This is a genomic window from Bradyrhizobium sp. MV1.5, from assembly GCF_055807615.1.
Map to the genome: position 1 here is coordinate 19,514 of NZ_JBVVPL010000005.1, position 23,105 is coordinate 42,618.

The window sequence follows — 23,105 nt, forward strand, 5'->3', positions numbered from 1 at the left end:
ATTTTCGTCGCAAACGTTTTTGACTCGTCGGGCAAAACAGGAGCAGAGTGCCATCCTTGCCCGATTGTCGCGCCTACGCCTCGATCCAGAGGATTGCCGCCGGCCCAACGGCTAGCCGCTCGCCACCGCTGCACTATCTTCGAGATGACAGGCCACCCACTGCTCGGGTCCACCCGCGCGCAATGTCGGCTCCTCGGTCCGGCAGCGATCGAACACGAGCGGGCAACGGGTGTGGAAGCGGCACCCGCTCGGCGGGTTGATCGGGCTTGGCACGTCGCCCTTGAGGATGATCGGATTGCGCTGGGCGCCAGGCTCCGGCAGCGGCACCGCCGAGAGCAGCGCCTTGGTGTAAGGATGCTTTGGCGCGGCGAAGATCTCGTAGCGCGGCGCCACCTCGACGATCTTGCCGAGATACATCACCGCGACGCGATGGGTCATGTGCTCGACGATCGCGAGGTCGTGGCTGATGAACAGCAACGCCAGGCCGAACTCACGCTGCAGATCCTGCAGCAGATTGACGATCTGCGCCTTGACCGAGACGTCGAGCGCCGAGACCGCCTCGTCGCAGACGATCAGGTCGGGCTCGGCGGCGAGCGCCCGCGCGATGCCGATGCGCTGGCGCTGGCCGCCGGAGAATTCGTGCGGCCTGCGGTTCAGCGCCTCGCGCGGCAGACGCACGGTGTCCATCAGCGCCGTCACGCGGGTTTCGAGATCGATCGCAGATTTGGCGAGGCCGAAATTGCGGATCGGCTCGGCCAGGATGTCGCGCACGCGCATGCGCGGATTGAGGCTCGAGAACGGGTCCTGGAACACTACCTGCACGCGGCGGCGCATCTGGCGCATCGTGCTCGGATGGGCGTCATCGATACGCTGGCCGTCGAGGATGACCTGCCCTGCCGTGATGTCGAACAGGCGCAGGATCGCGCGGCCGACCGTCGATTTGCCGCAGCCGGACTCGCCGACCAGCGAGAGCGTCTCGCCGCGCGCGATCTCGAACGACACGCCGTCCACCGCATAGACCCATTCCGACTTGCGGCTGAACAGGCCCTTTTTGACCGGGAAGTGCTTCTTGAGGTCGTTGACCTGGAGCAGCGGGGGACTCATGCCGCGACCGCTCCCTTGGCCGCATAGTGGCAGGCCGCGACGTGACGTGGCCCCTTCTCTTCGAGCCCCGGCGCATACTGCCGGCAGAGATCGGTCGCGAGCGCGCAACGCCCGGCGAAGACGCAGCCGACGATGGGCTTGCGAAGATCAGGCACCTGCCCCGGAATCTCTGCAAGCCGCCTCGCGCTGCCGGTCAGCGACGAGCCGAGCCGCGGCACTGCGCCGAGCAGGCCCTGCGTATAGGGATGACGCGGCGAACGGAACAGGTCCGCCACCGGCGCTTCCTCGACCTTGCGGCCGGCATACATGACCATGACGCGCTCGGCGATTTCGGCGACGACGCCGAGATCGTGGGTGATCAGGATGATCGCCGCGCCAACCCGGTGCTTGAGATCCAGCATCAATTTCAAGATCTGCGCCTGGATCGTCACGTCGAGAGCGGTGGTCGGCTCGTCGGCAATGAGAAGCTTTGGGTTGCAGGCGAGTGCAATGGCGATCATGACGCGCTGGCGCATGCCGCCGGAGAGTTGGTGCGGATATTCGCGCACGCGACGCTTCGGCTCGGGAATGCCGACCAGAATCAGCATCTCGATGGCGTGCGCCTCGGCGGCCTGCTTGTCCAGGCCCTGGTGGATCATCAGCGTTTCGCGGATCTGGCGGCCGACGGTCAGCACCGGGTTGAGGCTGGTCATCGGCTCCTGGAAGATCATCGAGATGTCGTTGCCGCGGATCGCGCGCATCTCGCGATCGGACATTTGCAGCAGGTCCTTGCCCGCGAAGCGGATGCTGCCGGCGATCCTGCCCGGCGGTTCCGGGATCAGCCGCATCAGCGACATCGAGGTTACCGACTTGCCGCAGCCGGACTCGCCGACGATGGCGAGCGTCTCGCCCTCGTTGACATGGAACGATACGCCTTCCACCGCGCGGTTGATGCCGCTGGGCGTGCGGAAGTGGGTTTGCAAATTCTCGACTTCGAGCAGTGCCATCGCGATCAGTCCCTCACCATCAGAGGCTCTTGGCCATGCGCGGATCGAGCGCATCGCGAAGGCCGTCGCCGAGCAGATTGACGGCGAGCACGGTGACGGACAGGAAGGCCGCCGGAAAGAACACGATGTAGGGCTTGACCTGCCACAGCGCCCGCCCCTCGGCCATGATGTTGCCCCAGGACGGAATGGTCGGCGGCGTTCCCGCGCCGATGAAGGACAAGATCGCCTCCGTGATCATCGCACTGGCGCAAATGTAAGTCGCCTGGATCAGCATCGGCGCCAGCGTGTTCGGCAGGATGTGGCGCAGGATGATCATCGGCGTGCGCGTGCCGCAGGCCACCGCCGCATCCACGTAAGGCTGCTCGCGCAGCGACAGCACCACACTACGGACAAGACGGGAAACCCGCGGTATCTCGGCAACGGTAATCGCCAGAATGACGTTGCCGACGCTGCCGCGTGTCAGCGCCATCAGCGCGATCGCCAGCAGGATCGGCGGAATCGACATCAGGCCGTCCATGAAGCGCATCAAGATGCCGTCGGCCCAGCGGATGAAACCGGAGACGATGCCGATGGCGAGACCGACCGCGGAGGCGAAGATCGCAACGGACAAGCCGACCGTGAGCGAGACGCGCGCGCCGAACAGCACGCGTGAATAGATGTCGCGGCCGAGGACGTCGGTGCCAAACCAGTAAAGCGCCGACGGTGCGCGGGTGCGCTTGGCCGGTGCAAGTGCGGTCGGATCCACCGTTCCAAGATAAGGCGCAAAGATCGCGATCAGGACGAGCAACAGCAGCAACGTGCCGCCGATGGCAACGGTGGGATGGCCGCGCAGCAGCCCGATGAAGCCGCGCCGGATTGTGACCGGCCGGAGGATCTCAGGCAGTTGCGGCGCGAGGACGAAGCCCGCCGGCAGCGCCTGCGGATTCACGGTCGTGTCGGTCAATAGCGGATCCTCGGGTCAACGAGCGTATAAATGACGTCGATCATCAGATTGACGAGGACGTAGACGAAGCTGAACAGCAACACGATGCCCTGGATGACGGGATAGTCGCGGCGCAGGATGGCGTCGATCGTGAGCCGGCCGAGGCCGGGAATCGCGAACACGCTTTCCGTGACAACTGCGCCGCCGATCAGGAGCGCGATGCCGATCCCGATCACCGTGACGATTGGCACCGCCGCGTTCTTCAGCGCGTGGACGAACAGGATGCCGCCCTGCCCGAGGCCCTTGGCGCGCGCGGTGCGGATATAGTCCTGCTGCAACACTTCGAGCATGGTGGCCCGCGTGATACGCGCGATCAGGGCGATGTAGACACAGCCGAGTGCGATCGCCGGCAGGATCAGATTTTGCAGCCAGGGCCAGAGGCCCTGGGCGAGCGGCGTATAGCCCTGCACGGGAAGCCATTCGAGCTCCAGCGCGAAGATGTAGGCGAGGACATAGCCGACGACGAAGACCGGCAGGGAGAAGCCGAACACGGCAAAGGCCATGATGGCCCGGTCGATCAGGCTTCCCGCCTTCCAGGCCGCCAGCACGCCGAGCGGCACCGCGATCACGATCGTGAGCAGGAGCGTGACCATCATCAGCGACAGCGTCGGCCCGAGACGCTGCCCGATCATGGTCGAGACCGGCAGATTGGTGAAGATCGAGGTGCCGAGATCGCCGTGCAGAATGCGCCAGACCCAGCTGCCGAACTGGATCAGGAAGGGTCGGTCGAGGCCGAGGCTCTGACGGATGCGCTCCACATCCTCCGGACTTGCCTGATCGCCCGCGATCACCACGGCGGGATCCCCCGGCGCGATGTAGAGCAGGCTGAACACGAACAGCGCGACGATCGCCATCACGGGCAAGGTCGAGGCGATACGCCGGAGGATGTAGGAGAGCATCTGGCTTCAGCGCAGGGTCATGCGGATTTCGACACGCCCCAGAAGAACGGCAGCGGCCCTTTCGTGATGCCGGAGACGTTCTTGCGCCAGGCCGTGTAGCTGAGGAAGAAGCCGGTCGGCGCGTAGACGACGTCCTCGAGCGCGACCTTGTTGAGGCGAGCGACCGCGGCCTTCTCCTCGTCGAGGTTCTTGGCCTCGAACCAGGACGTGACCTCCTTCTCGGTGCCCGGGCTGTTCGGCCAGCCGAACCAGGCCTTGTCGCCGTTGGCGCGAATGGCGGTGTAGGGCGCCGGATTGATACAGTCCGAACCCGCATGCCAGGTGTGGAACATGTTCCAGCCGCCCTGCCCGGGCGGCGTCTTCTGTGCGCGGCGGGAGCCGACCGTACCCCAATCGGTCGCGACGAAGTCGACATTCATGCCGAGCTTCTTCAGGAGATCGGCGGTCACATCGCCGAACGCCTTGGTGATCGGCTGGTCCTGCGCCACGAGGCACGTCACCGGCTGGCCGGAATAGCCGCTCTCGGCGAGCAGCTTCTTGGCGGCGTCGAGATCGCGCTTGCCCTTCAGGACCTCGCCGCCCGCCTCGGTGTAGAGCGGCGTATCGGGCGTGAAGAAGCCGGGCAGCGGCTTCCACAGCGAATTGTCATCGCCGACGAGCGCACGCATGTAGTCTTCCTGGCTCATCGCCATCAGCACCGCGCGCCGCGCCCGCACGTCGTTGAAGGGCGGATACAGGAAATTCATGCGGAACGAGCCGACATTGCCGAGGGGATCGCCGATGTCGACGCTGATGTTCTTGTTCTTCTTCAGGATCGGGACGAGGTCCGCGATCGGGTTCTCCCACCAATCGATCTCGCCGTTTTGCAGAGCTGCCGCGGCGGTCGCCGGATCGGGCATCACGATCCATTCGACGCGGTCGAGCAGCATCTGCTTGCCGCCGGCGAGCCACGACGCCTTCTCCTGCCGCGGCACATAGTCGGCGAATTTTTCGAACACGGCTTTCGCACCGGGGACCCACTCACCCTTGGCGAACTTCATCGGCCCCGAGCCGACATAATCGCCGATCTGCTTGAACGGGTCGGTCTGCGCAATGCGCTCCGGCATGATGAAGGCGCAAGGCGAATTGTTCTTGCCGAGCGCATAGAGCATCTTCGGGAACGGCTGCTTCAGCACCCATTTGAAGGTGCGATCGTCGACAGCGGTGAGCTCCTGCTGCAGCGCCTTGAGCATCAGCCCCATCGGATCGCGCGCCGCCCAGCGGGTGAGACTCGCAACGACGTCTTTGCTCAGCACCGGCTCGCCGTCGTGGAATTTGAGCCCCGGCCGCAGTTTGAACGTCCAGGTGGTGCCATCGTCGGTCACCTCCTCGGACTCGACCATCTGCCGCTGCGGCTGGAGCGCGGAATCGACGCCGTAGAGTGTATCCCAGACCAGCGCGGCGGCATTGCGCACGACATATTGCGTGCCCCAGATCGGGTCGAAATTGGCGAGATTTGCTTGCGGCACGAAGCGCAGGGTGCGCGCGGAGGCGCCTTGTGCGATCGCCGGGGCCGAGAGGCCGCTCAATGCCAGACCGCCCGCGCCGGCCAGTCCCTTCAATACGGTCCTGCGATCCATGAAATCCTCCCAATAGTGCCGTGATGCCGGCCATCGTTGGCCAAGAACAGGTGAAACCAGAGCTCGTTGGCGTGCAAATGGTGTGCCACTAACCGGGCCTTCTCCAGCGGGAGATCCGCACCATCTGGGCCGGTCGAGACCTCAAAGCGCGGCCGCCAGCACCGGCCCGGTCTCGATATGAGGGATCGCCTCGACCAGCTTGCGCGTGTAGTCGGTCTTGGGATTGTCGAACAGCGCCCGGCTCTCGCCCTGCTCCACGATGCCGCCATTGCGCAGCACGATGGTGCGGTCGCAAAGCATGCGCACCACGTTGAGATCGTGGCTGACGAACAGCAGCGCGATGTCGTTCTCGCGCCGCATGCGGTCGAGCAGTTGCAGCACCACGGCCTGCACGGAGACGTCGAGCGCGGCGGTCGGCTCGTCCAGCACCAGGAGCCGCGGCCGGCAGGCGATGGCGCGGGCGATGCCGACGCGCGCCTTCTGGCCGCCGGAGAGCTGATGCGGAAAGCGCGGCAACAGATCCAGCGGCAGCCCCACGTGATCGGCGCAGTCTTCCACGCGCTTGCGCAGCGCATCGCCCCCGCGCATGCCGTCGAGCCGCATCAGGGGATGGGCGATGCAATCGAAGGCGGTGAAGCGCGGATTGAGGCTCTCGTTCGGGTCCTGGAACACCATCTGGATGTCTTTGCGGAAGCGCGAGCGGTGAAAGTCGCGCGACGCCACATGGCCGATCGACTGCCCGTCGAACACGATCTCGCCCTCGCTCGGATCGATCAGGCGGCAGATCATCCGCGACGTCGTGCTCTTGCCGGAGCCGGATTCGCCGACGAGGCCGACGCTCTCGCCGCCGGCCATCGTCATCGAGAAGTCCGCCACCGCCGCAGCGCCCTCGTCGAAGCGCTTTGCGAGCTTGCGCACTTCCAGCAGCGGCGGAGTCCCGTAGGCGAGCTCCTGTCTGGGCCTGCTGACGACAGCCGCGGAGCCTTCCCGCTCCTCTTCCGTCACGAGATCCTCAATCCGGGAGGTCGCGGTCGGGGACGCCGCCACCAGACGTCTGGTATAGGCGTGCTGTGGCGCACCGAACAGCGTCCTCGGACTTGCCTCTTCGACGATGCGGCCGCGCTCCATCACCGCGATACGTCGACAATATCGCGCCGCTAGGCCGAGATCGTGCGTGATCAGGATCGTTGCCATGCCGCGCGCGGCGGCAATCTCCGCCAGGAGGTCCATCACCACTTTCTGCGTGGTGACATCGAGGCCGGTCGTCGGCTCATCAGCGATCAAGAGCGCTGGATTGCAGGAAATCGCGATCGCGATCATGACGCGCTGGCACATGCCGCCGGAGAGCTCGTGCGGATAGGCGTTCATCCGCGCTTCCGGCTCGCGGATCTGGACGGCGCGCAACAGCTCCAGCGCCTCGGCGCGGGCGGCGCCCTTCGATATCCGCTTGTGAGTGAGGATCGCGTCCGCGATCTGCAGGCCGATCGTGCGGATCGGATTGAGGGCCGCTCGCGGGTTCTGGAAGATCATCGACATCGCGGCGCCCTGGAGCTGCCGGAGATCATCGCCCCTGAGTTTTGTGACGTCCTGGCCGCGAAACAGTATCTTGCCTGCGGTGACGCGCCCGGCTGAATCCAGGAGCCGCGTCGTCGCAAAACCAGTCACCGACTTGCCCGAGCCGCTCTCGCCGACGAGGCCGAGCATCTCGCCGGCTTCGACCTTGAGCGTCACGCCGCGCACGGCCTCGACCGTCCCGCGTCGCGTCGAGAATGCGACGTGGAGATCGTCGATCCTGAGCAAGTCCTCGCTCATGTGCGCATGCGCGGATCGAGAATGTCCCGCATCCCGTCACCGAGGAGGTTGAAGCACAGCACGGCCATCATCAAGGCGAGGCCCGGAAAGGCCACCAGGCACCACCGCCCCGTCGAGATGAAGCGGGCGCCCTCCGCGACCATGATGCCCCATTCCGGCGTCGGCGGCTTGACCCCAAGACCGATGAAAGAGAGGCCGGCGGCATTCAGGATCGCCCAGCCGAGATTGAGCGAGATCTGCACCGCCATCGCCGGCAGGATGTTCGGCAGCAGGAAGCGCAGCACCACCGAGAAATGGCTCTCGCCGCAGGAACGCGCCGCCTCCACCCAGCCGACATTGCGCCGGACGTTGACCTCGGCGCGCGCGAAGCGGATGTAGAAGGGAAGATTGATGATCGCGGTCGCGATCACGATGTTCTCGATCCGGTTGCCGAGCGCCGCAACCATCGCCATCGCCAGCACGAACAGCGGAAAGGCCATCATGACGTCGACGAAGCGGCCGACCGAGCGGTCGAGCCTGCCGCCGGCATAGCCGCAGAAGGAGCCTACGACGGCGCCGATCACGAAGGAGATGCCGACCGCCGAGACGGCGATGGCAAGGTCGAGCCGGGCCGCAACGACGAGGCGGCTGAACACGTCGCGCCCGAGCTGGTCGGTGCCGGCGAGGTGCGCCGCGCTCGGCGGCTGCAGGGCCTCCGAGACATTGGAGACGACGGGATCATAGGGCACCAGCCACGGTCCGAAGATCGCGACCAGGACGAACAGCAGGACACCCGCCGCGGCGACACCAGTCAGCGGATTGCCGCGCAAGATCCAGACCGAATGGCGGAGGGTTGCGCTGGTCATCCGATCGACACCCTGGGATCGGCGATGCCATAGCAGACGTCGACCACGAGATTGACCAGCACGAAGATGCCAGCCATCAGCAGCACGAAACCCTGGACCGGCGCATAGTCGGACGACAGCAGTGCATCGAGCGCGTAGGAGGCAACGCCCGGCCAGGAGAACACCTTCTCCACCAGGACATTCGCGCCAAGCATGGTCGAGAACACGATGCCGGCAATGGTGATGACAGGAAGGATCGCATTGCGCAGCGCATAGGTGACGACGACCTTCTGCCAGGACAATCCGACCGAGCGCGCGGTGCGCACGAAATCGCTGCCGAGCGAGACCAGCATCGACGCACGCGTGATCCGCGCCAGTGGCGCGATGACGAACAGGGCCATGCTCAGCGCCGGCAGGATCAATTGCTTGCAGGCCGCCCACCAGCCCTCGATGTCTCCCGCGAGCAGGAAATCAATCGACAGGAACCCGGTGCGCTGCGGCGGCAGCGAGGTGAAGACGTCGATCCGCCCGGTCGGATCAGGCGCAAGACCGAGCAGATAGTAGAACACATAGATCAGCAGCAGGCCCGACACGAAGGTCGGCACGCAGACGCCGAGCGCGCAGAACAGCCGCACGCCGTGATCGACCAGCGATCCCGGTTTCAAGGCTGCGACCACGCCGAGCGGCACCGCCGCGATCAGCGCGATCAGGAGCGCCGTGAAGGTCAACTCCAGCGAGGCCGGCAAACGCTCGCGCAAATCCTTGAGCACCGGCTGCCCCGTCATCATTGAGCGGCCCAGATTGCCGCGGCCGATATCGGACAGATAGAACACGAGCTGCTCCGGCACCGACTTGTCGAGCCCCATCTGTTTGCGGATCTGCTCGATCTCCTCCTTGCCGGCATTGGGTCCCGAGGCAAAGAACACCGCGGGATCTCCGGGGAGGACCCGCATCAGGAGAAAGGTGAAGACCAGCACGCCGAACAACGCCGGCAGCGACGACAGAAGCCGCCTCCCCGCCCGCGCCACCGTCGCACCAAGTCCGGTCATCACCTTTCAGAGCCTCCGTTTGCGGACATCACTTTTCAGTCAGATTACTTGCGGCTGACGTCGCGATAGTCGACCTGACGATGGAACTCGTAGGTATAGCCCTCGATCGAGGCCGCCATCACGGCGTCCTGGTTCGGCTGCCACAGCGGGATCTGCGGCATCTCGCTGAAATGGATCGCATTGAGCTTGCGGCCATCCTCCTCGTACTTGGCCTTGTCGGGCTCGAAGCGTGCTTCCTGCGCGATCGTCGCCAGCTCCGGATTGTTGATCGAGCTGTAATTCCAGCGCTGATTGCCGGTGTAGAAGTTGCGGTAGAAGTAATCGGTCGACGGCAGCCAGGCGACGATGCCTTCCGTGAACAAGGGCAGCTTCTTTTCGTTGATCTGCGTCGACATCTGCGCATCCGGCAGCTTCTGGATGTCGACCTTGATCCCGATCTTGGCAAGGGATTCCTTCACGAGAGCAGCCATCGGCTCCGCGGTCGAGGCCTGGCCTACGTTGAAGCTGAAGGTGGTCGAAAAACCCTCGGGGAGTCCTGCGGCCTTCAGATATTCCCTCGCCTTGTCGAGATCGGTCTTCACCGGTGCCTGGAACGGATAGATGCCGTTCAGCGGCTTGCCATCAGGCCAATTCGCACCGAACAGCGGCGCTCCGCGGCCGAACAAGGCAGCCTTGAACATATCCTCATAGGGCAGCGCGAAGGCGATGGCGCGGCGGACATTGACGTTATCGAAAGGCGGGATCTGGTTGTTCATCGAGACGAAGGTGATCGAATTGTATTGCGGCGTCGAGACCACCTTGAGCTTGCCCTTGGCCTCGAGCGACTGCACGTCGCTGGCCTGGAGATCGACGACGAGATCGGCGTCACCGCGCTCGACCAGATTGGCGCGGGTCGCGGGCTCCGGCACGGACTGCACGATGACGCGCTTGAAAAACGCCGGCTTGTCGGGCGAGCCGCGGTTCCAGGCCTCGTTGCGCTTGATGATCACCTGCTCGCCAGGCTTGAAGCTCTCGATCACGTAAGCACCGCTGCCAGCGGTGTGCTCCTTCAGCCAGGCGGTGGCCCAGGGATCCTCCGGAGTCGCATGTTCCTTGGCGACCTTCGAGTTGATGATCAACGGGTAGACCGTCGCGAGATTCGGCAGCGCCAGCTTGTCGGGCTTTGGCAGCGTCACTTCGATCGTGAGGGGATCGATCACCTTGAACTGGTCGGCCGACGTCAACGATCCCGTCAGCAATTGTGCCTTGCCGAGGATCGGCGCGGTGACGCAGCGATCGAGCGACCATTTCACGTCCTCGGCGGTCACGGGCGAGCCGTCCTGGAACTTGGCATCCTTGCGCAGGCGGAATGTCAGCTTCAGTCCGTCCGGGCTGACGTCGTAGGATTCGGCGAGCTCACCGGTGATCTTGTCGAGATCGAACACCCATTTGCCGTTGAGCTGCTTGCGACCGAACGCCACCAGGCGGTCGTATGTGCTCATGCTGAGCGCGAAGGATTCGCGCGTCGAGCCCGGGATGTTGGGATCGAGCGTGTTGACGGATGCGCCGGTGACATAGCGCAACGTCTCGGCCCTGGTCTGCGCTTGCGAGGGCGCGGTGGCGACGAGCAACAACGCGGTGGTGGCGAGCACGGAGGATGCCAGCCTGAAAGATACAAAACGCATTCGTTTTCCCCAATATTTTCGACAGGAACGCCAGCAGGACAGGTCAAGAAAGAAGCAAGTTGCGCGCCAGTCTCATGATGCGCTCTTGTGGACGCTTTGTCGCGGTGGCGCATGGACGATCATCGCGGTTCCTCCATGTTTCGCGCCGGCCGCGTGACCACGGCCTGCGGCACGTCGTAGGCGCGAAGCGAGGCCCAGTGTCGTTCGACATCGGCGCGGAACAGGCCGCGCGTCAGGCCAGTGACCAGCTTCGGCACCGCGGTCGTCATCGCGTTGATCGACGATCCCGACGGGCCAAAACTCATGGTGGAGGCGATGGCGAAGAGATGGATATTCGAGATCCACGGTGTCTCGCCCGCAACACGTTCGGTGAAGGCGTAATCGTCGGCGAGATAGGGAAAGCGGCCGAGCCGCGCGTTGCGCTCGCTCTCCGGGGGCTGGTAGCGGTCCGCCCAGGTTGCGATATTGCCGGCAAATGCGCGCAGCTCGCCACGTCCGGCAAAGTTCATGTCGATGCCGGTGCCGCAGATGACGAAATCCGCAGGTATGGCGCCGTGCGGCGTCTGCAATTCCAGGCCGTCATCGGTCTCGCGGGCTGCCTCGATCGGCGCGCTCTCGTGCAATGTGAAATTGGCATGATTTGCGCAGCGATCGTAAGTTGGTTGCGGAAAGCCTTCGCGCATCTCGAGGATGGTGCGCATGAAGCGCCAGCGCCAGGCATCGTCGAGATCGCTGAGATGGCTCAAGAAGCCGCGGAAGGTCAGCCAGCGATAGGGCTGGATCACCTGGATCTGCGCACGACGGCAAAGCAGGTGCACCTCGGCCGCGCCCGCTTCCAGCGCGGTCGCCGCATTGTCGAAGGCCGATGCGCCGGCACCGATCACGGCGACGCGCTTGCCGCGGAGGTTTTCGAAATCGATATCATCGGCGACCGTTGCGACCGAGCTCTCGGGCAGATGGCTCAGCGGCTCCGGGATCATCCAGCCGCCCATTCCCTCCTGCCCCGTCGCGAGCACGATCTTGCGCGCATGGAGTGTCTCGACTCCATCGCCACGTTTCACGCGTGCGGCCAACAAACCATCCGCCGCCGGCCGGATTTCCAGAAGCTCGCAGCCGTTGCGCACGGGCAAGCCGATCGTGCGCCGTAGCCAGAGCAGATACTCAGCCCAGTGCTCCCTCAGAATCAGATTCAGCGTCTGCCAGCTTTCCTTACCGAAGCGGGCTTCATGCCAAGATTGATAGGTCAGGCTCGGAATGTCGAGGTCAGGACCGGTATAGTCCTTCGGGCTGCGCAGCGTCGGCATGCGGGCATAGGTGAGCCATGGCCCCTCCTTCCCCTCCTCGGCCTTGTCCAGCAGCAGGATGTTGCTGACGCGGGAGCGCATCAGGCCGAAGCCGATGGCGACGCCGGATTGGCCGGCGCCGATCACGAGCACATCCAGCGCCGGCTTGCCGTTCGGTCCCGTCTTCGGTTCGAGCCAGGCGGCACCGGGATGCGCGATCCGTACGAGATCGGCACGAACGTGCGCTTCCAGCTCTGTCAGCGCATCACTCATGCCGCGAGCCAGCCTCCGTCGACCACCATCACGGTGCCGGTCGTGAACGAGGACGCATCGCTTGCGAGATGCAGCGCGGCTTGCGCGACCTCATCGGCCTGGCCGAACCGCTTCATGGCGTGACGATTGCGGGAGGCTTCGCGCACCTCGTCCGCATTGGCGTGACGGGCAAAGCTGCCGCGAAGCATCGGCGTATCGATCGCACCGGGTGCAATCGCGTTGACGCGAATGCCGTCGGTTGCAAAATCCACCGCCATCGTCCGCGTCAGGCTGATAATCGCGCCCTTGGCCGCGATATAGGCGCTGTTGCCCTTGCCGCCGGCCAACGCGAGCTGCGACGCCAGCGTGATGATCGAACCGCTGTTCTGCCGCTGCATCTGCGGCACGGCCGCCCGCGCCCACAGCCAGGTGCCGCCGACATTGGTGCGGAACACCGCATCCCAATCGGCCGGGCTCGTTGTCAGCACCGTGCCGCCGCAGGAAAACCCCGCGGCGGTCATCAGGATGTCGAGCCGACCGTGTCGCTCCACGACATCGCCGACGACGGTCTCGGCGAAACCGGCATCGCCGACGTCGCCGACATGCGTCGTTGCTTCGCCGACCAGGCTCAGGGTCTCCTGAAGTCCTGCGGCATCGCGATCGACTAGGGCGAGATGCGCGCCCTCTTCCGCGAAGAGCTTGGCGCTGGCGCGGCCGATACCCGAACCCGCTCCCGTGATGATGGCCGTGCGCCCTTGCAGCCGCATGTCAGATCCAGTCCTTATGCTGCGTCAACCAGGCGCTCATCGCGGCCGCCGACTCGGCGCAGCCGAACCGCGCGCGCCAGCCGAATTCATCCGCCATCCGGTTCACCGACAGCGGCGCGCGATAGGCCCCATGCAGCTTGATGACGGATTTCTCGCCGGGCGCCGCGAGCCGGCATTGCAGGCCGGGATGCAACGCAGCGTAGGCCTCGCCCCATTGCAGCGCAGGCCAAAGCCCTCCGCGGGAGATGTTGTAGAGCCGGTGGCGCGGCCGGTCAGCTTCGATCAGGATCGCCACGGCCTCGGCCGCATCCGGCGCGTAGATCCAGTCCCTCATGCCCGCTTCAGGCATGATCGCCGGCTCGCCGCGGGCGAACGCGGCCAAGATCTGGAACTGGAGGCTTGGCGTGTCGCGTACGGAGCTCGGTCGCTCCCATGGTCCGAACAGCGCGCTCAGCCGTACGCTCAGGAAATCACCGCCGAAGAGTTCGGCATGGCGCGCGACAGAGCGCTCCGAGGTGAACTTGCTGATGGCGTAGAACGAGACCGGATCGCAAGGCGTTTCCTCGTCGAGAATCTCGACTCGCGCCCCCGCGGCGCCGTAGGCCGATGCCGACGAGAGATTGACGACGCGGCGGACGCCATGACGGATCGCGGCGAGCAGGATCGGGATCTGCGCCATCACGTTGATCTCGAGAACGCGTGCGGTCGACGCTCTCTCCAGTTCATCACCGGCGGTGATCGCCGCGCCCAGCACGGTCGCATCGACGCCTTCAGCGATGAGGGCATCGATGGCATCTGCATCGGTGATATCGCCCTGCACCGCTTTGAGCCGGGCGCCGTAATCGGCAAGAGATCGCCGCGCGGATGGTGGCAACTCTGCGCGGTCATACAGCGTCACGTCATGCCCGCGCGCGAGCAGCGCCTCCGCAACATTGAGGCCGACAAAGCCGGTGCCGCCGAAGATGACGATCTTCATCGCGCGCGATCCACCATCACAGCAGTTTTGCCCCGAAATTCCGTTCCGGATCCATGTCGGCGACGAGCCGCCCCGTCGCCTTGGCCGCCTCACCGCCGCTGCGTGCCAGGAACTGTCCGCTGCCGGCGCTCGCGAGGCACTTGTTGCCGTCGATGATCACCCGGCCACGCGACAGCACCGACACCGGCCAGCCCTTCAGCTTTCGTCCCGCAAACGGCGTGTAGCCGGCGAGATCATGCATCATCTCGTCGGCGATCACGGTCTCGCGATTGGGATCCCAGATCGCGATATCGGCATCGGCGCCGACCGCGATCGAGCCCTTGCGCGGATGCAGATTGTAGATCTTGGCCGGCGCGGTCGACGTCAGCTCGACGAACTTTTCCAGGCCCAGCCGTCCGTTCGACACCATCGCGTCGAACAGCAGCGGCAGGCGCAGCTCCAGTCCCGGCAGGCCGTTGGCGACCTGCTTGAAGTTCGGATTGGGACCGGCGCGCAGCTTGCCGGTCTCGTCGTAACGATAAGGCGCGTGATCCGACGAGATGGTCTGGAGATCGCCGAGCGACAGCGCCTGCCACAGCGCCTCCTGGTCGGCATGCGTGCGCGGCGGCGGGCTGCACATCCACTTGGCGCCTTCCGCCCCGGGCTTGTCGAGATCGGCAGCGGTGAGGAAGAGGTATTGCGGACAGGTTTCGGCAAACACCTTCAGCCCCTGCCCGCGCGCATCGCGGATCACCTTGGCGCCCTCGGCGGTCGAGACATGGAAGATCATGATGGGCTGGTCGATCAGTGCCGCCATGCCGATCAGCCGTGTAAAGGCTTCGGCCTCCGACACGCGGGCGTGGCTGACGGCGTGGTATTTCGGCAACGTGTAGCCGCGCGCGAGCAGGCGCTTCACCATCCAGGCGATGATGCCGTGGTTTTCGGCATGGGCGCACAACATCGCGCCGGACTGGCGCGCGGCGAGAAGGATGTCCAGCAACGGCTCGTCGTCGACCTTGAGCCGATCATAGGTCATGAAGATCTTGATCGAGGCATGGCCCTGCTTCACCAACGCCGGAATATGCTCCTCGACCGTTTCCCTGGTCGCATCCGCAATGATCATGTGAAAGGCGTAGTCGATCACGGCGCCCTTCTTCGCGAGCGCGTGATAATCCTCGACCACCTGCGGCAGCTTCATGCCGACATGTTGTGCGGCAAACGGGATCACCGTGGTGGTGCCGCCAAAAGCGGCGGAGACGGTCGCGCTCTCGAACGTGTCGGCGTTCATGATGCCGGCCGCGGACAGCTGCTCGATATGGGCGTGGCTGTCGACGCCGCCGGGCAGAACGAGCTTCCCGCGCGCGTCGATCTCGCGCTTCGCCGGCGGAAGCCCGCGCCCGATGGCGGCGATGGTCTCACCGGAGATGGCGACATCGGCTTCAAAGACGTCGGTCGTCGTCGCGACGCGCCCACCGCGAATGATCAGGTCGTAAGCGGGTTCAGTCATGAGGCACTCCATTGATAGGCTCAAGCCAAGTGATCGAAATTTTGCAGGAAGACCAGCATGTCCCGACCGCGCATTCTCGTCATCGATCCGAACTCCAACCCTGCGGTCACGCAGGGGCTGGAGGACGCGCTGAAGCCGCTTGATTTCGACGGCGGCCCCGAACTGGTCTGCCAGACGCTGGCCGAGGGACCGTTCGGCATTGAAAGCCAGGCCGATGTCGATGACGTCACCATGCCGCTGCGCCGGCTGGTCGAGGGCGACAACAGCTCGGCCGCCTTTGTCATCGCCTGCTACAGCGATCCCGGGCTTCAGGTCTGCCGCGAAGGCACCGATCGCCCCGTGTTTGGCATCGCCGAGTGCGGCGTGCTGACCGCGCTGGCCCGCGCCGAAACCTTTGGCGTCATCGCGATCGCCCAGCGCTCGATCCCGCGTCACATGCGCTATCTCAGGCAGATGGGACTGACCGAACGCCTCGCCGGCGAGCGGCCGCTCAACATGAGCGTCGCGGAGACCGCCTCGGGCGAAGGCACGCTGGCCAGGATGATCGAAATCGGCCGCGCGCTGCGCGACGAGGACGGCGCCCGCGCCATCGTGATGGGCTGCGCCGGCATGGCGCGCCATCGCCGTCCCCTCGAAGACGCGCTCGGCATTGCCGTGATCGACCCGACACAGGCGGCAGTCACCATGGCGCTGGGTACGGTGCAGTTCTCGAATCACTAGGCGTCCTTCAGCTCTTTGGCGTCCTGCCGCGCGAGCCATTGCGCGTGGCTCTCGCGGACAAGCGCGAACGTATCCCGCTGCGTCGTGTAGAGATTGCCGAACATGCGGCCGATCGGCCGGTAGGCGTCGAGGTCGACATACATGTTGGCCTCGTCGACGAGGCCTTCGCGGGCGTGAACCCGGAGCACCTCGCCGACCAGCAGTTCGCGATCGGGCGAAAAATTCAGCGCGACATGGCGCCGGCATTCGAGCGCAAAGGGAGCGGCGGCGAGGCGCGGCACCTTCACGTCTACAGAGGGAAGCGTCGCCAGCCCTGCAGCGGCGACCTCGCTGTCGCCGGATGGAAAATCCACAGCGCAGTCGTTCATCGCCACCGACAGAGCCTCGTCCACCATGTGAACCACGAATTCACCGTCGCGATGGATGTTGCGGGTGGTGTCCTTCGGGCTGTGATCCGGCTTGTGCTGGAGACCGAGCACGATCAGCGCCGGGCTCTCCGAGAACACGTTGAAGAAGCTGAAGGGCGCGGCGTTGACCGCCCCGTTCGCGTCGAGCGTCGTCACCAGCGCAATCGGCCGCGGCACCACCACGCCGCAAAGCAGTTTGTAGCGATCGCGTGGATCGAGCTCGCGCAGGGGAATACCTGATGTGCCCTTGTCCGCCATCGACGTCACTTCTCCGGCGGCGGCACTGCGCCCGTTCGGCTGGTGATCAGCCCGTAATGCTCGATACGGCGATGCTGCGCGAAATTGAAGATCGTGGTCTTGCCGAAGGTGGTGGCGTCGAGGTCACAGGCGTGGACCAGCAGCTCGTCGTCCTCCGTCTTCGCTTCGGCGACGATTTCGCCATTGGGATCAACGATGAGGCTGCCGCCGAACAGCGGGTGTCCGTCCTCGTTGCCGGCCTTGGCCACCGCGACGACCCAGGTCGCGTTCTGATAGGCGCCGGCCTGCGCGGAGAGGCGGTTGTGAAACAGGCGTTTCTCGATGCCCTCGTCGCTCCTCTCCGCATTCACCGACGGCGTGTTGTAGCCGATCAGCACCATCTCGACGCCTTGCAAGCCCATGACGCGATAGGTCTCGGGCCAGCGCCGGTCATTGCAGATCGCCATGCCGATAATGCCGCCCAGCTCGCGCCAGACGTTGAAGCCGAGATCGCCCGGCTCGAAATAGCGCTTCTCCAGATGCTGGTGCGAGCGTTTGGTGTCGTATTCCACATGGCCGGGCAAATGGATCTTGCGATATTTTCCGACGATCTTGCCGGATTTGTCGGTGAGAACAGCAGTGTTGAAATGATGCCCGTCAGGCGTCAGCTCCGCATAGCCGAAATTCATCGCCATCTGGTGCTGCGCCGCGCGCTCGAACAACGGCCGGGTCGCCGCATTGGGCATCTCGCGCTCAAACCAATTGTCGAACTCGGCCCGGTCCTCCACGTACCAACGCGGAAAGAAGGTCGTGAGCGCCAGTTCCGGATAGACGATCAGGTCGGCGCCCTTGCTCTTGGCCTCATCCATCAGCGCGATCATGCGATTGACCACGGCCTCGCGGCTGTCTGCTCTCTGGATCGGACCCATCTGGGCGGCGGCAACGTTGACGATACGCATCAGCGATTTCCTGGTGGTGTCTTGGGCTAGGCTAGAATTTCAAATAATGTGCCGGCACGCGGCAGCATAACGCAGCATCATCCGGACTTTCCAGCCGGTCCCTGCGGATCGACATAGCGTGCGTTGCACGATGCACCCTCATGTCTGCTCCTCATCCGCAACATCGAGGCCGTGGTCCAGCGCGTCCAGAAGCTGTCCGGCCTCATGCTCGGAGATCACGAGCGGCGGTGCGAGGAACAGCGAGGTCTGCTCACCGCTGGTGCCGATCACGGCGCCTGCCTCCAGGGCCCGCTCCGCGACGCGCGAGGCGATCGGCACCTCGGTGGTGTCGGCGTGCCAGGAGCGCCAGTCCGGCCCGTGCAGCTCCACGGTCCAGTGCAGCCCCTGCCCCGCCACGCGCTGCACGCTCGGATGTTTCTGCGCGATGGCGAGCAGGCGGCGGGCGAACAGCTTTTCGAGGTTCTTCACGTGCTCAAGAATCTTCTCTTCGCTGACGACCTTGAGATAGGCGCTAACGGCGGCCATGCTGATAGGATGCCCGCGCAACGTGCCGTAATTCTGCCAGCTCGTGCCCTTGAGCCGTTCGACGATATCTTTCGACACCACCACCGCGGCAACCGCCGCCGCGCCGCCGCCGAGCGATTTTCCAAGCGTCACGATGTCAGGGCGGCTTTCGGCACCCTGGAACGCGAACCAGCGCCCGGCGCGGCCCGCACCGGTCACCACTTCGTCGGCGATCCAGTACGAGCCGGCCTGCCGCGCGCACCGCGCCACCTCGTCCTGATAGGCGCCGTCGTAATAGATGCCGCCCTGCGTGTAGTCGATGATCGTCGCTGCGGTATCCGAAAGCAGGCGCGTGGCGTCGGCCAGATATTCGCTGGGCGGGGTGTTGTTGGGCGGCGCGCCATAGATCGCGCCGTGTGGCGCCGGCAATATCCGCACGGGCGCCATCGGCGCCGGCAGCTTCGAGCCGCCAGAGTGGACCGCAAGACCGCCATGCCATTGCGGCTGCACCGTCATGCTGCGCGACAGGCCGGTGATGCCGTGATAGGCGCGCTCGCGCGTCGCCAGCGCGGACCGCTGCGTCAGCGCCTGACACAGCGACAGCGCCATGTCGTTGGCCTCGCTGCCGCTGATGCAGAAGCGCACCGCGCCGACCCAATCCTCTTCGCCACGGAACGCGGTGGCCATCAAATCGTCAGCGGCCTGCTCGCGGCCGACCCAGGTCCACCCCTCGTTCACGACGGGCGTATCCGCGGCGCGGCGGATCGCCTCCACCATGGCGGGATGACGATGTCCGAGGCCGCCGCCGGTGTTGCTGCCGTCGATGAGCTTGCGGCCGTCCGACAGATGAAAATAGACGCCCTCGCCACCGACCACGGCCATGGGCCCGCTGTCGCCGGCATTCAGCCCGGTTCGCAGCAATCTGCTCATTGCAACCCCCTCCTTTCCGCAGCCTCGACGCCGTAGCCACCGCCGCCGCAGGTCTCGATCGTGACGAGATCGCCTTGCTGCAGCACCAGGTTCGACTTGCCGTCGATCGCAACGTTCGCGCCCTGCCTGATCAGCGAGATGCGGCAGGTCTTGCCAGGCTCGCCGCCCTGCATGCCGAACGGCGCGATCACCATGCGCTCGATGCAGGTGGTCAAATGCATCGACGGCGCCAGGATGCGATACGTACGGATGACGCCGTCTCCACCGCGATGCGCGCCGGCGCCGCCGGACTGCCGGCGAATGGCTTGCTGCTCGACTTGAATCGCGTAATTCGCCTCGATCACCTCGACCGGCGTGTTCGAAGTGTTGGACAGATGCACCCGCGTCGCCGAGATCCCGTCCCGATCATGCCGCGCGCCCTCGCCACCGCCGTGGACCTCGTAGAGCATCTTCCACGAACCGTTCTGTCGCGGTTCGGCGAAGAAGAGGACGCCCGCCGTGGTCGCCCCGCCGGCCGACAGACGTTCGGGGATCGTATTCTGCATCGCGCGAAAAATCGCATCGACGATGCGCATCGAGGTCTCGTGGTTGCCGGCCGCAACCGAGGCATTCCACCCCGGCTCCAGGATCGAGCCCGGGCGCGTGATGATGGTCAGCGGCCGCAGCGCGCCCGCGTTCTGGTTCATGTCGCGCCCGCTCATGATGCGCGCGGCATAGGCCACCGCCGAGCGCGCCATGAACGGCGTCGTGTTGCAGAAATTCGAGACGCGGTCGCAGCTTCCCGAGAGATCGAAGGTCGCTTCGTCGCCGGCGATGGTGATCTTGACATGAATGCGCGCGGGCGCATCGTCGGCGCCGCCGTCGTCCAGATAATCCTCGCCCTCGTAGACGCCATCAGGCAGATCGCGCAACGCCTCGCGCATCTCGATTTCGGAGAGATCGTGCAGGCGCGACTGCGCCGCCGTGAAGACCGCCTTGCCGTGCTCGCGGCAAAGGTCGACGATGCGCTTCTCGCCGGCCTTGGTCGCTGCGATCTGGGCGAGAAGATCGCCCTCGCAGGATTCGGGATCGCGAACATTGGCCTTGAGCAGCTGCACGATCGGCGTATTGACGCCGGCTGCCGTAGCGATCAGAACCGGCGGAATCCGCATCGCCTCCTGGAAGGTGTCGATCGCTTTCGCAAAATAGCTGCCGGGCCAGGTGCCGCCGATATCGGGCCAATGCGCGAGGCTGACCGCGAACGCGACGATCTCGCCATCGACGAAGACGGGGCGCACGACCTTGACGTCGTTGAGATGGTTGCCGCCGAGCGGGCCGACATTGTAGATCAGTGCGTCGCCGTCTCTTAGGCCGTCCCGCGGCACCACCTTCAGCAATTCGAGGACCGTATAGGCCATTGCGCCGAGATGGATCGGAATGTCGCGACCCTGTCCGACCAGGTCGCCGCGGCCGTCCGTGATCGCCGACGACAGGTCGCCGGCCTCGCGCAGCAGCGGCGAGCGCGCCGAGCGCGTCATCACCAGGCTCATCTCCTCGGCCGCGGCCGAGAGCCCGTGCCTGATGACTTCGACGACGAACGGATCGAGCTTCATGCCGCCCCCCGCGTCAGGAACAAATTGCCTGAAACATCCGGCCTTGCCTGCCAGCCGGGCGGGACCACCACGGTCGACCATGCGTCTTCAATGATGGCCGGGCCGCTGACGATTTCGGTCAGCGACGCGCGGTCGATGATGCTTGTCGCGATGTCGTGAAAGCCGTCGAACGAGCAGCTGCGCTCGCCGGTGGATACCGTCCTGACCGCGACGGTCGGCCGGCTCACGACGGTCGCCGACGGACGGCGTGCCTGCACCCGCACGGATTCGATGACGCAGCTCTCGCCCGTCGCATAGCCGAACAGCTCGTGGTGCCGGGCCAGAAAATCCCTCTTCAGCGTGATGACGTCGAGCGGTCGCGCGAACGGCACCGGAATGGCGTCGTTCTGCGCCGCGTAGCGCATCAAGGCCACCAGCTCGATCTGAATCTCGGTCGCGGCAACGCCGTTGGCAATCAGCGGCGCCGAGGCATCGTCGATCAGCACCCGGATCCGCTCGGACACACGGGCGAGGTCGATGCCGTCGAGCGCCACGCGCAGGGTTTGCTGCTGGAGGAAGCTGAAATCGGCGGTGAGACAACCCAGCGCCGAAAACGCGCTCGATGCACTGGGAACGACGACCTCGGCGATCCCGTAGAGATCGGCCAGGCCCGCGGCGTGCATCGGCCCGCCGCCGCCGAAAGCGAGAAGCGTGCAGTCGCGTCCGTCGATGCCCCGCTCGACCGTGACGCGGCGGAGCGCACGCGCCATTGTCGCATTCGCGACCTTGATGATGCCGAGCGCGGTTTCGGTCGGGCTCAGCCCCAGAGTGCGCGCGATCGGCGCGATCACTTCGCTGGCTGCCTGGATGTCGATTCCGATCCGGTCGCCAAGTTTGGTGTCGGGATTGAGATAGCCGAGCACGGCGTTGGCGTCGGTGATGGTCGGCTCGGTGCCACCGCGGCCATAGCAAGCCGGCCCCGGCTCGGAGCCGGCACTTTCCGGTCCGACGGTCAGGCCACCGGGGCCGTTGCGAACAATCGATCCGCCGCCCGCGCCGATCGAGTGAACCGCAAGCATCGGCTGGCGCAGCGGCTTGTCGCCGAGCATCCGGCCGTCTGTCATCTCGGCCTGGCCGTCAACGATCAGGCAGACGTCGGTCGTGGTGCCGCCCATGTCGAACGTCAGCATCCGCGATGTGCCGAGCTGGCGCGCGATGCTGACGGATGCGGAGACGCCGGCCGCGGGGCCCGACATCGCCATCACCAGCGGCCGCCGCTTCACGGCCGAGATCGGGACCATGGCGCCGGCCGAATGAAACACCTGCAGGCCGGGACCGATCGGCAGCCGTTGCTCCAGCTCGCTGAGATATTCCACCGCGATCGGCATGGCGGCCGCGTTGAACACGGTCGCCGAGGTCCGCTCGTATTCGCGCGCCTCGGGATTGACCTCGTGCGACAGCGAGACGTGGGCGACGACGCCCTTGAGCCGCTCGCCGAGCATTTTCTCGTGCACGGGATTGGCATAGGCGTGAAGCAGCGCGACCGCGACGCTCTGAACTCCGGTCCCCTTGAGCCAGGCCACCAGGCGCTCGATCTCCGCGTCATCCAGCGCCTTCAGCACCCGGCCCTCGTGATCGAGGCGCTCGGCGAGGCCAAAACATCGTTCGGGCGGCACCAGCGACGGCGATTTCGGCGGGACGTCGAGACGATAGAGATCGCGGCGGCGATAGCGGGCGATCTCCAGCACGTCGGCAAAGCCTTGGGTCGCCACCAGCGCCACTTTCGGCAGACGTCCTTCGACGATGGCGTTGGTCACGCGCGTGGTGCCGTGGACGAAGCGCTTGACCTCGCTCTTGCGCAGGCCCACCGCCTCGATCGCCTCCAGCATCGCCTGAACCGGAGCTTGAGGTCGCGACGGCACTTTCGCGATCCGCGCCTCCGCGGGGGAGTGTCGGATCGCGATGATGTCGGTGAAGGTGCCGCCGATATCGGTGCCGACTTCCCAGTGGTTTTCGTCGGTGCTCATGTGGCGTCAGCTACGGACGACGTTCGAACCGGACGCGGGGCCCTTCC

Annotated in this window: 19 protein-coding genes; 1 reads left to right on the forward strand and 18 read right to left on the reverse strand. The window is 65.3% G+C overall.

Annotated features, from left to right (window positions below; translation table 11 throughout):
• Nucleotides 1–111 precede the first annotated feature (111 nt).
• The 13 genes from AC0L2J_RS06475 to hydA all read right to left on the reverse strand — a co-directional run bounded on the left by AC0L2J_RS06475 (nt 112) and on the right by hydA (nt 15,703).
• A complete protein-coding gene (locus AC0L2J_RS06475; RefSeq protein ID WP_473249704.1) occupies nt 112–1,104 on the reverse strand; it encodes an ABC transporter ATP-binding protein in 993 nt (330 codons plus the stop codon).
• On the reverse strand, nt 1,101–2,090 hold the full coding sequence (locus AC0L2J_RS06480) for an ABC transporter ATP-binding protein (protein WP_007608575.1): 990 nt from the start codon (nt 2,088–2,090) through the stop codon (nt 1,101–1,103). Before AC0L2J_RS06480 ends, AC0L2J_RS06475 begins: the two co-directional genes overlap by 4 nt.
• A gap of 19 nt (nt 2,091–2,109) precedes the next feature.
• Nucleotides 2,110–3,033 carry an ABC transporter permease gene (locus AC0L2J_RS06485; protein ID WP_473387934.1) on the reverse strand — a complete coding sequence of 308 codons (924 nt, stop codon included), beginning with the start codon at nt 3,031–3,033 and terminating at the stop codon, nt 2,110–2,112.
• Nucleotides 3,030–3,971, reverse strand: a complete 942-nt coding sequence (locus tag AC0L2J_RS06490; RefSeq protein WP_007608573.1) for an ABC transporter permease — start codon at nt 3,969–3,971, stop codon at nt 3,030–3,032. The genes AC0L2J_RS06485 and AC0L2J_RS06490 overlap by 4 nt, the downstream gene beginning before the upstream one ends.
• 17 nt (nt 3,972–3,988) lie before the next feature.
• On the reverse strand, nt 3,989–5,590 hold the full coding sequence (locus AC0L2J_RS06495) for an ABC transporter substrate-binding protein (RefSeq protein ID WP_473387936.1): 1,602 nt from the start codon (nt 5,588–5,590) through the stop codon (nt 3,989–3,991).
• 141 nt (nt 5,591–5,731) lie between these two features.
• Nucleotides 5,732–7,402, reverse strand: coding sequence for a nickel ABC transporter ATP-binding protein NikE (nikE, locus tag AC0L2J_RS06500; protein ID WP_473387938.1), 1,671 nt, complete (start codon nt 7,400–7,402; stop codon nt 5,732–5,734).
• Nucleotides 7,399–8,247, reverse strand: coding sequence for an ABC transporter permease (locus AC0L2J_RS06505; RefSeq protein WP_473387939.1), 849 nt, complete (start codon nt 8,245–8,247; stop codon nt 7,399–7,401). Before AC0L2J_RS06505 ends, nikE begins: the two co-directional genes overlap by 4 nt.
• Entirely contained in the window at nt 8,244–9,278 is a 1,035-nt protein-coding gene (locus AC0L2J_RS06510) for an ABC transporter permease (protein WP_007608567.1), read from the reverse strand. Before AC0L2J_RS06510 ends, AC0L2J_RS06505 begins: the two co-directional genes overlap by 4 nt.
• Nucleotides 9,279–9,319: 41 nt before the next feature.
• Nucleotides 9,320–10,939 (reverse strand): ABC transporter substrate-binding protein, encoded by a 1,620-nt coding sequence (locus tag AC0L2J_RS06515; protein WP_007608565.1) that lies wholly within the window; start codon nt 10,937–10,939, stop codon nt 9,320–9,322.
• Nucleotides 10,940–11,058: 119 nt separating this feature from the next.
• The gene (locus tag AC0L2J_RS06520) at nt 11,059–12,495 is read right to left on the reverse strand and encodes an NAD(P)-binding domain-containing protein (protein WP_007608564.1); all 1,437 of its coding nucleotides are present in this window, start codon (nt 12,493–12,495) and stop codon (nt 11,059–11,061) included.
• Entirely contained in the window at nt 12,492–13,241 is a 750-nt protein-coding gene (locus AC0L2J_RS06525; RefSeq protein ID WP_473387942.1) for an SDR family oxidoreductase, read from the reverse strand. Before AC0L2J_RS06525 ends, AC0L2J_RS06520 begins: the two co-directional genes overlap by 4 nt.
• A gap of 1 nt (nt 13,242) precedes the next feature.
• Nucleotides 13,243–14,217: an NAD-dependent epimerase/dehydratase family protein gene (locus tag AC0L2J_RS06530; protein ID WP_473387943.1), complete on the reverse strand. Its 975-nt coding sequence runs from the start codon at nt 14,215–14,217 to the stop codon at nt 13,243–13,245.
• Between the two features lie 16 nt (nt 14,218–14,233).
• Nucleotides 14,234–15,703, reverse strand: a complete 1,470-nt coding sequence (hydA, locus tag AC0L2J_RS06535) for a dihydropyrimidinase (protein WP_473387946.1) — start codon at nt 15,701–15,703, stop codon at nt 14,234–14,236.
• Between the two features lie 57 nt (nt 15,704–15,760).
• Between hydA and AC0L2J_RS06540 the strand changes: the two genes are divergently transcribed.
• The gene (locus AC0L2J_RS06540) at nt 15,761–16,423 is read left to right on the forward strand and encodes an aspartate/glutamate racemase family protein (protein WP_473387949.1); all 663 of its coding nucleotides are present in this window, start codon (nt 15,761–15,763) and stop codon (nt 16,421–16,423) included.
• Here AC0L2J_RS06540 and AC0L2J_RS06545 read toward each other — a convergent pair.
• From AC0L2J_RS06545 to AC0L2J_RS06565, 5 genes are all read right to left on the reverse strand, one after another.
• Complete coding sequence (locus AC0L2J_RS06545) at nt 16,420–17,088, reverse strand: flavin reductase family protein (protein WP_007608557.1); 669 nt, start codon at nt 17,086–17,088, stop codon at nt 16,420–16,422. The genes AC0L2J_RS06540 and AC0L2J_RS06545 overlap by 4 nt on opposite strands.
• A 5-nt stretch (nt 17,089–17,093) precedes the next feature.
• The gene (locus AC0L2J_RS06550) at nt 17,094–18,026 is read right to left on the reverse strand and encodes an N-carbamoyl-D-amino-acid hydrolase (protein ID WP_007608555.1); all 933 of its coding nucleotides are present in this window, start codon (nt 18,024–18,026) and stop codon (nt 17,094–17,096) included.
• A 138-nt stretch (nt 18,027–18,164) separates the two neighbouring features.
• The gene (locus tag AC0L2J_RS06555; protein WP_473387953.1) at nt 18,165–19,460 is read right to left on the reverse strand and encodes an aminotransferase class III-fold pyridoxal phosphate-dependent enzyme; all 1,296 of its coding nucleotides are present in this window, start codon (nt 19,458–19,460) and stop codon (nt 18,165–18,167) included.
• On the reverse strand, nt 19,457–21,052 hold the full coding sequence (locus AC0L2J_RS06560; RefSeq protein WP_473387956.1) for a hydantoinase B/oxoprolinase family protein: 1,596 nt from the start codon (nt 21,050–21,052) through the stop codon (nt 19,457–19,459). Before AC0L2J_RS06560 ends, AC0L2J_RS06555 begins: the two co-directional genes overlap by 4 nt.
• Nucleotides 21,049–23,058 carry a hydantoinase/oxoprolinase family protein gene (locus AC0L2J_RS06565; protein ID WP_473387958.1) on the reverse strand — a complete coding sequence of 670 codons (2,010 nt, stop codon included), beginning with the start codon at nt 23,056–23,058 and terminating at the stop codon, nt 21,049–21,051. The genes AC0L2J_RS06560 and AC0L2J_RS06565 overlap by 4 nt, the downstream gene beginning before the upstream one ends.
• Between the last annotated feature and the right edge of the window lie 47 nt (nt 23,059–23,105).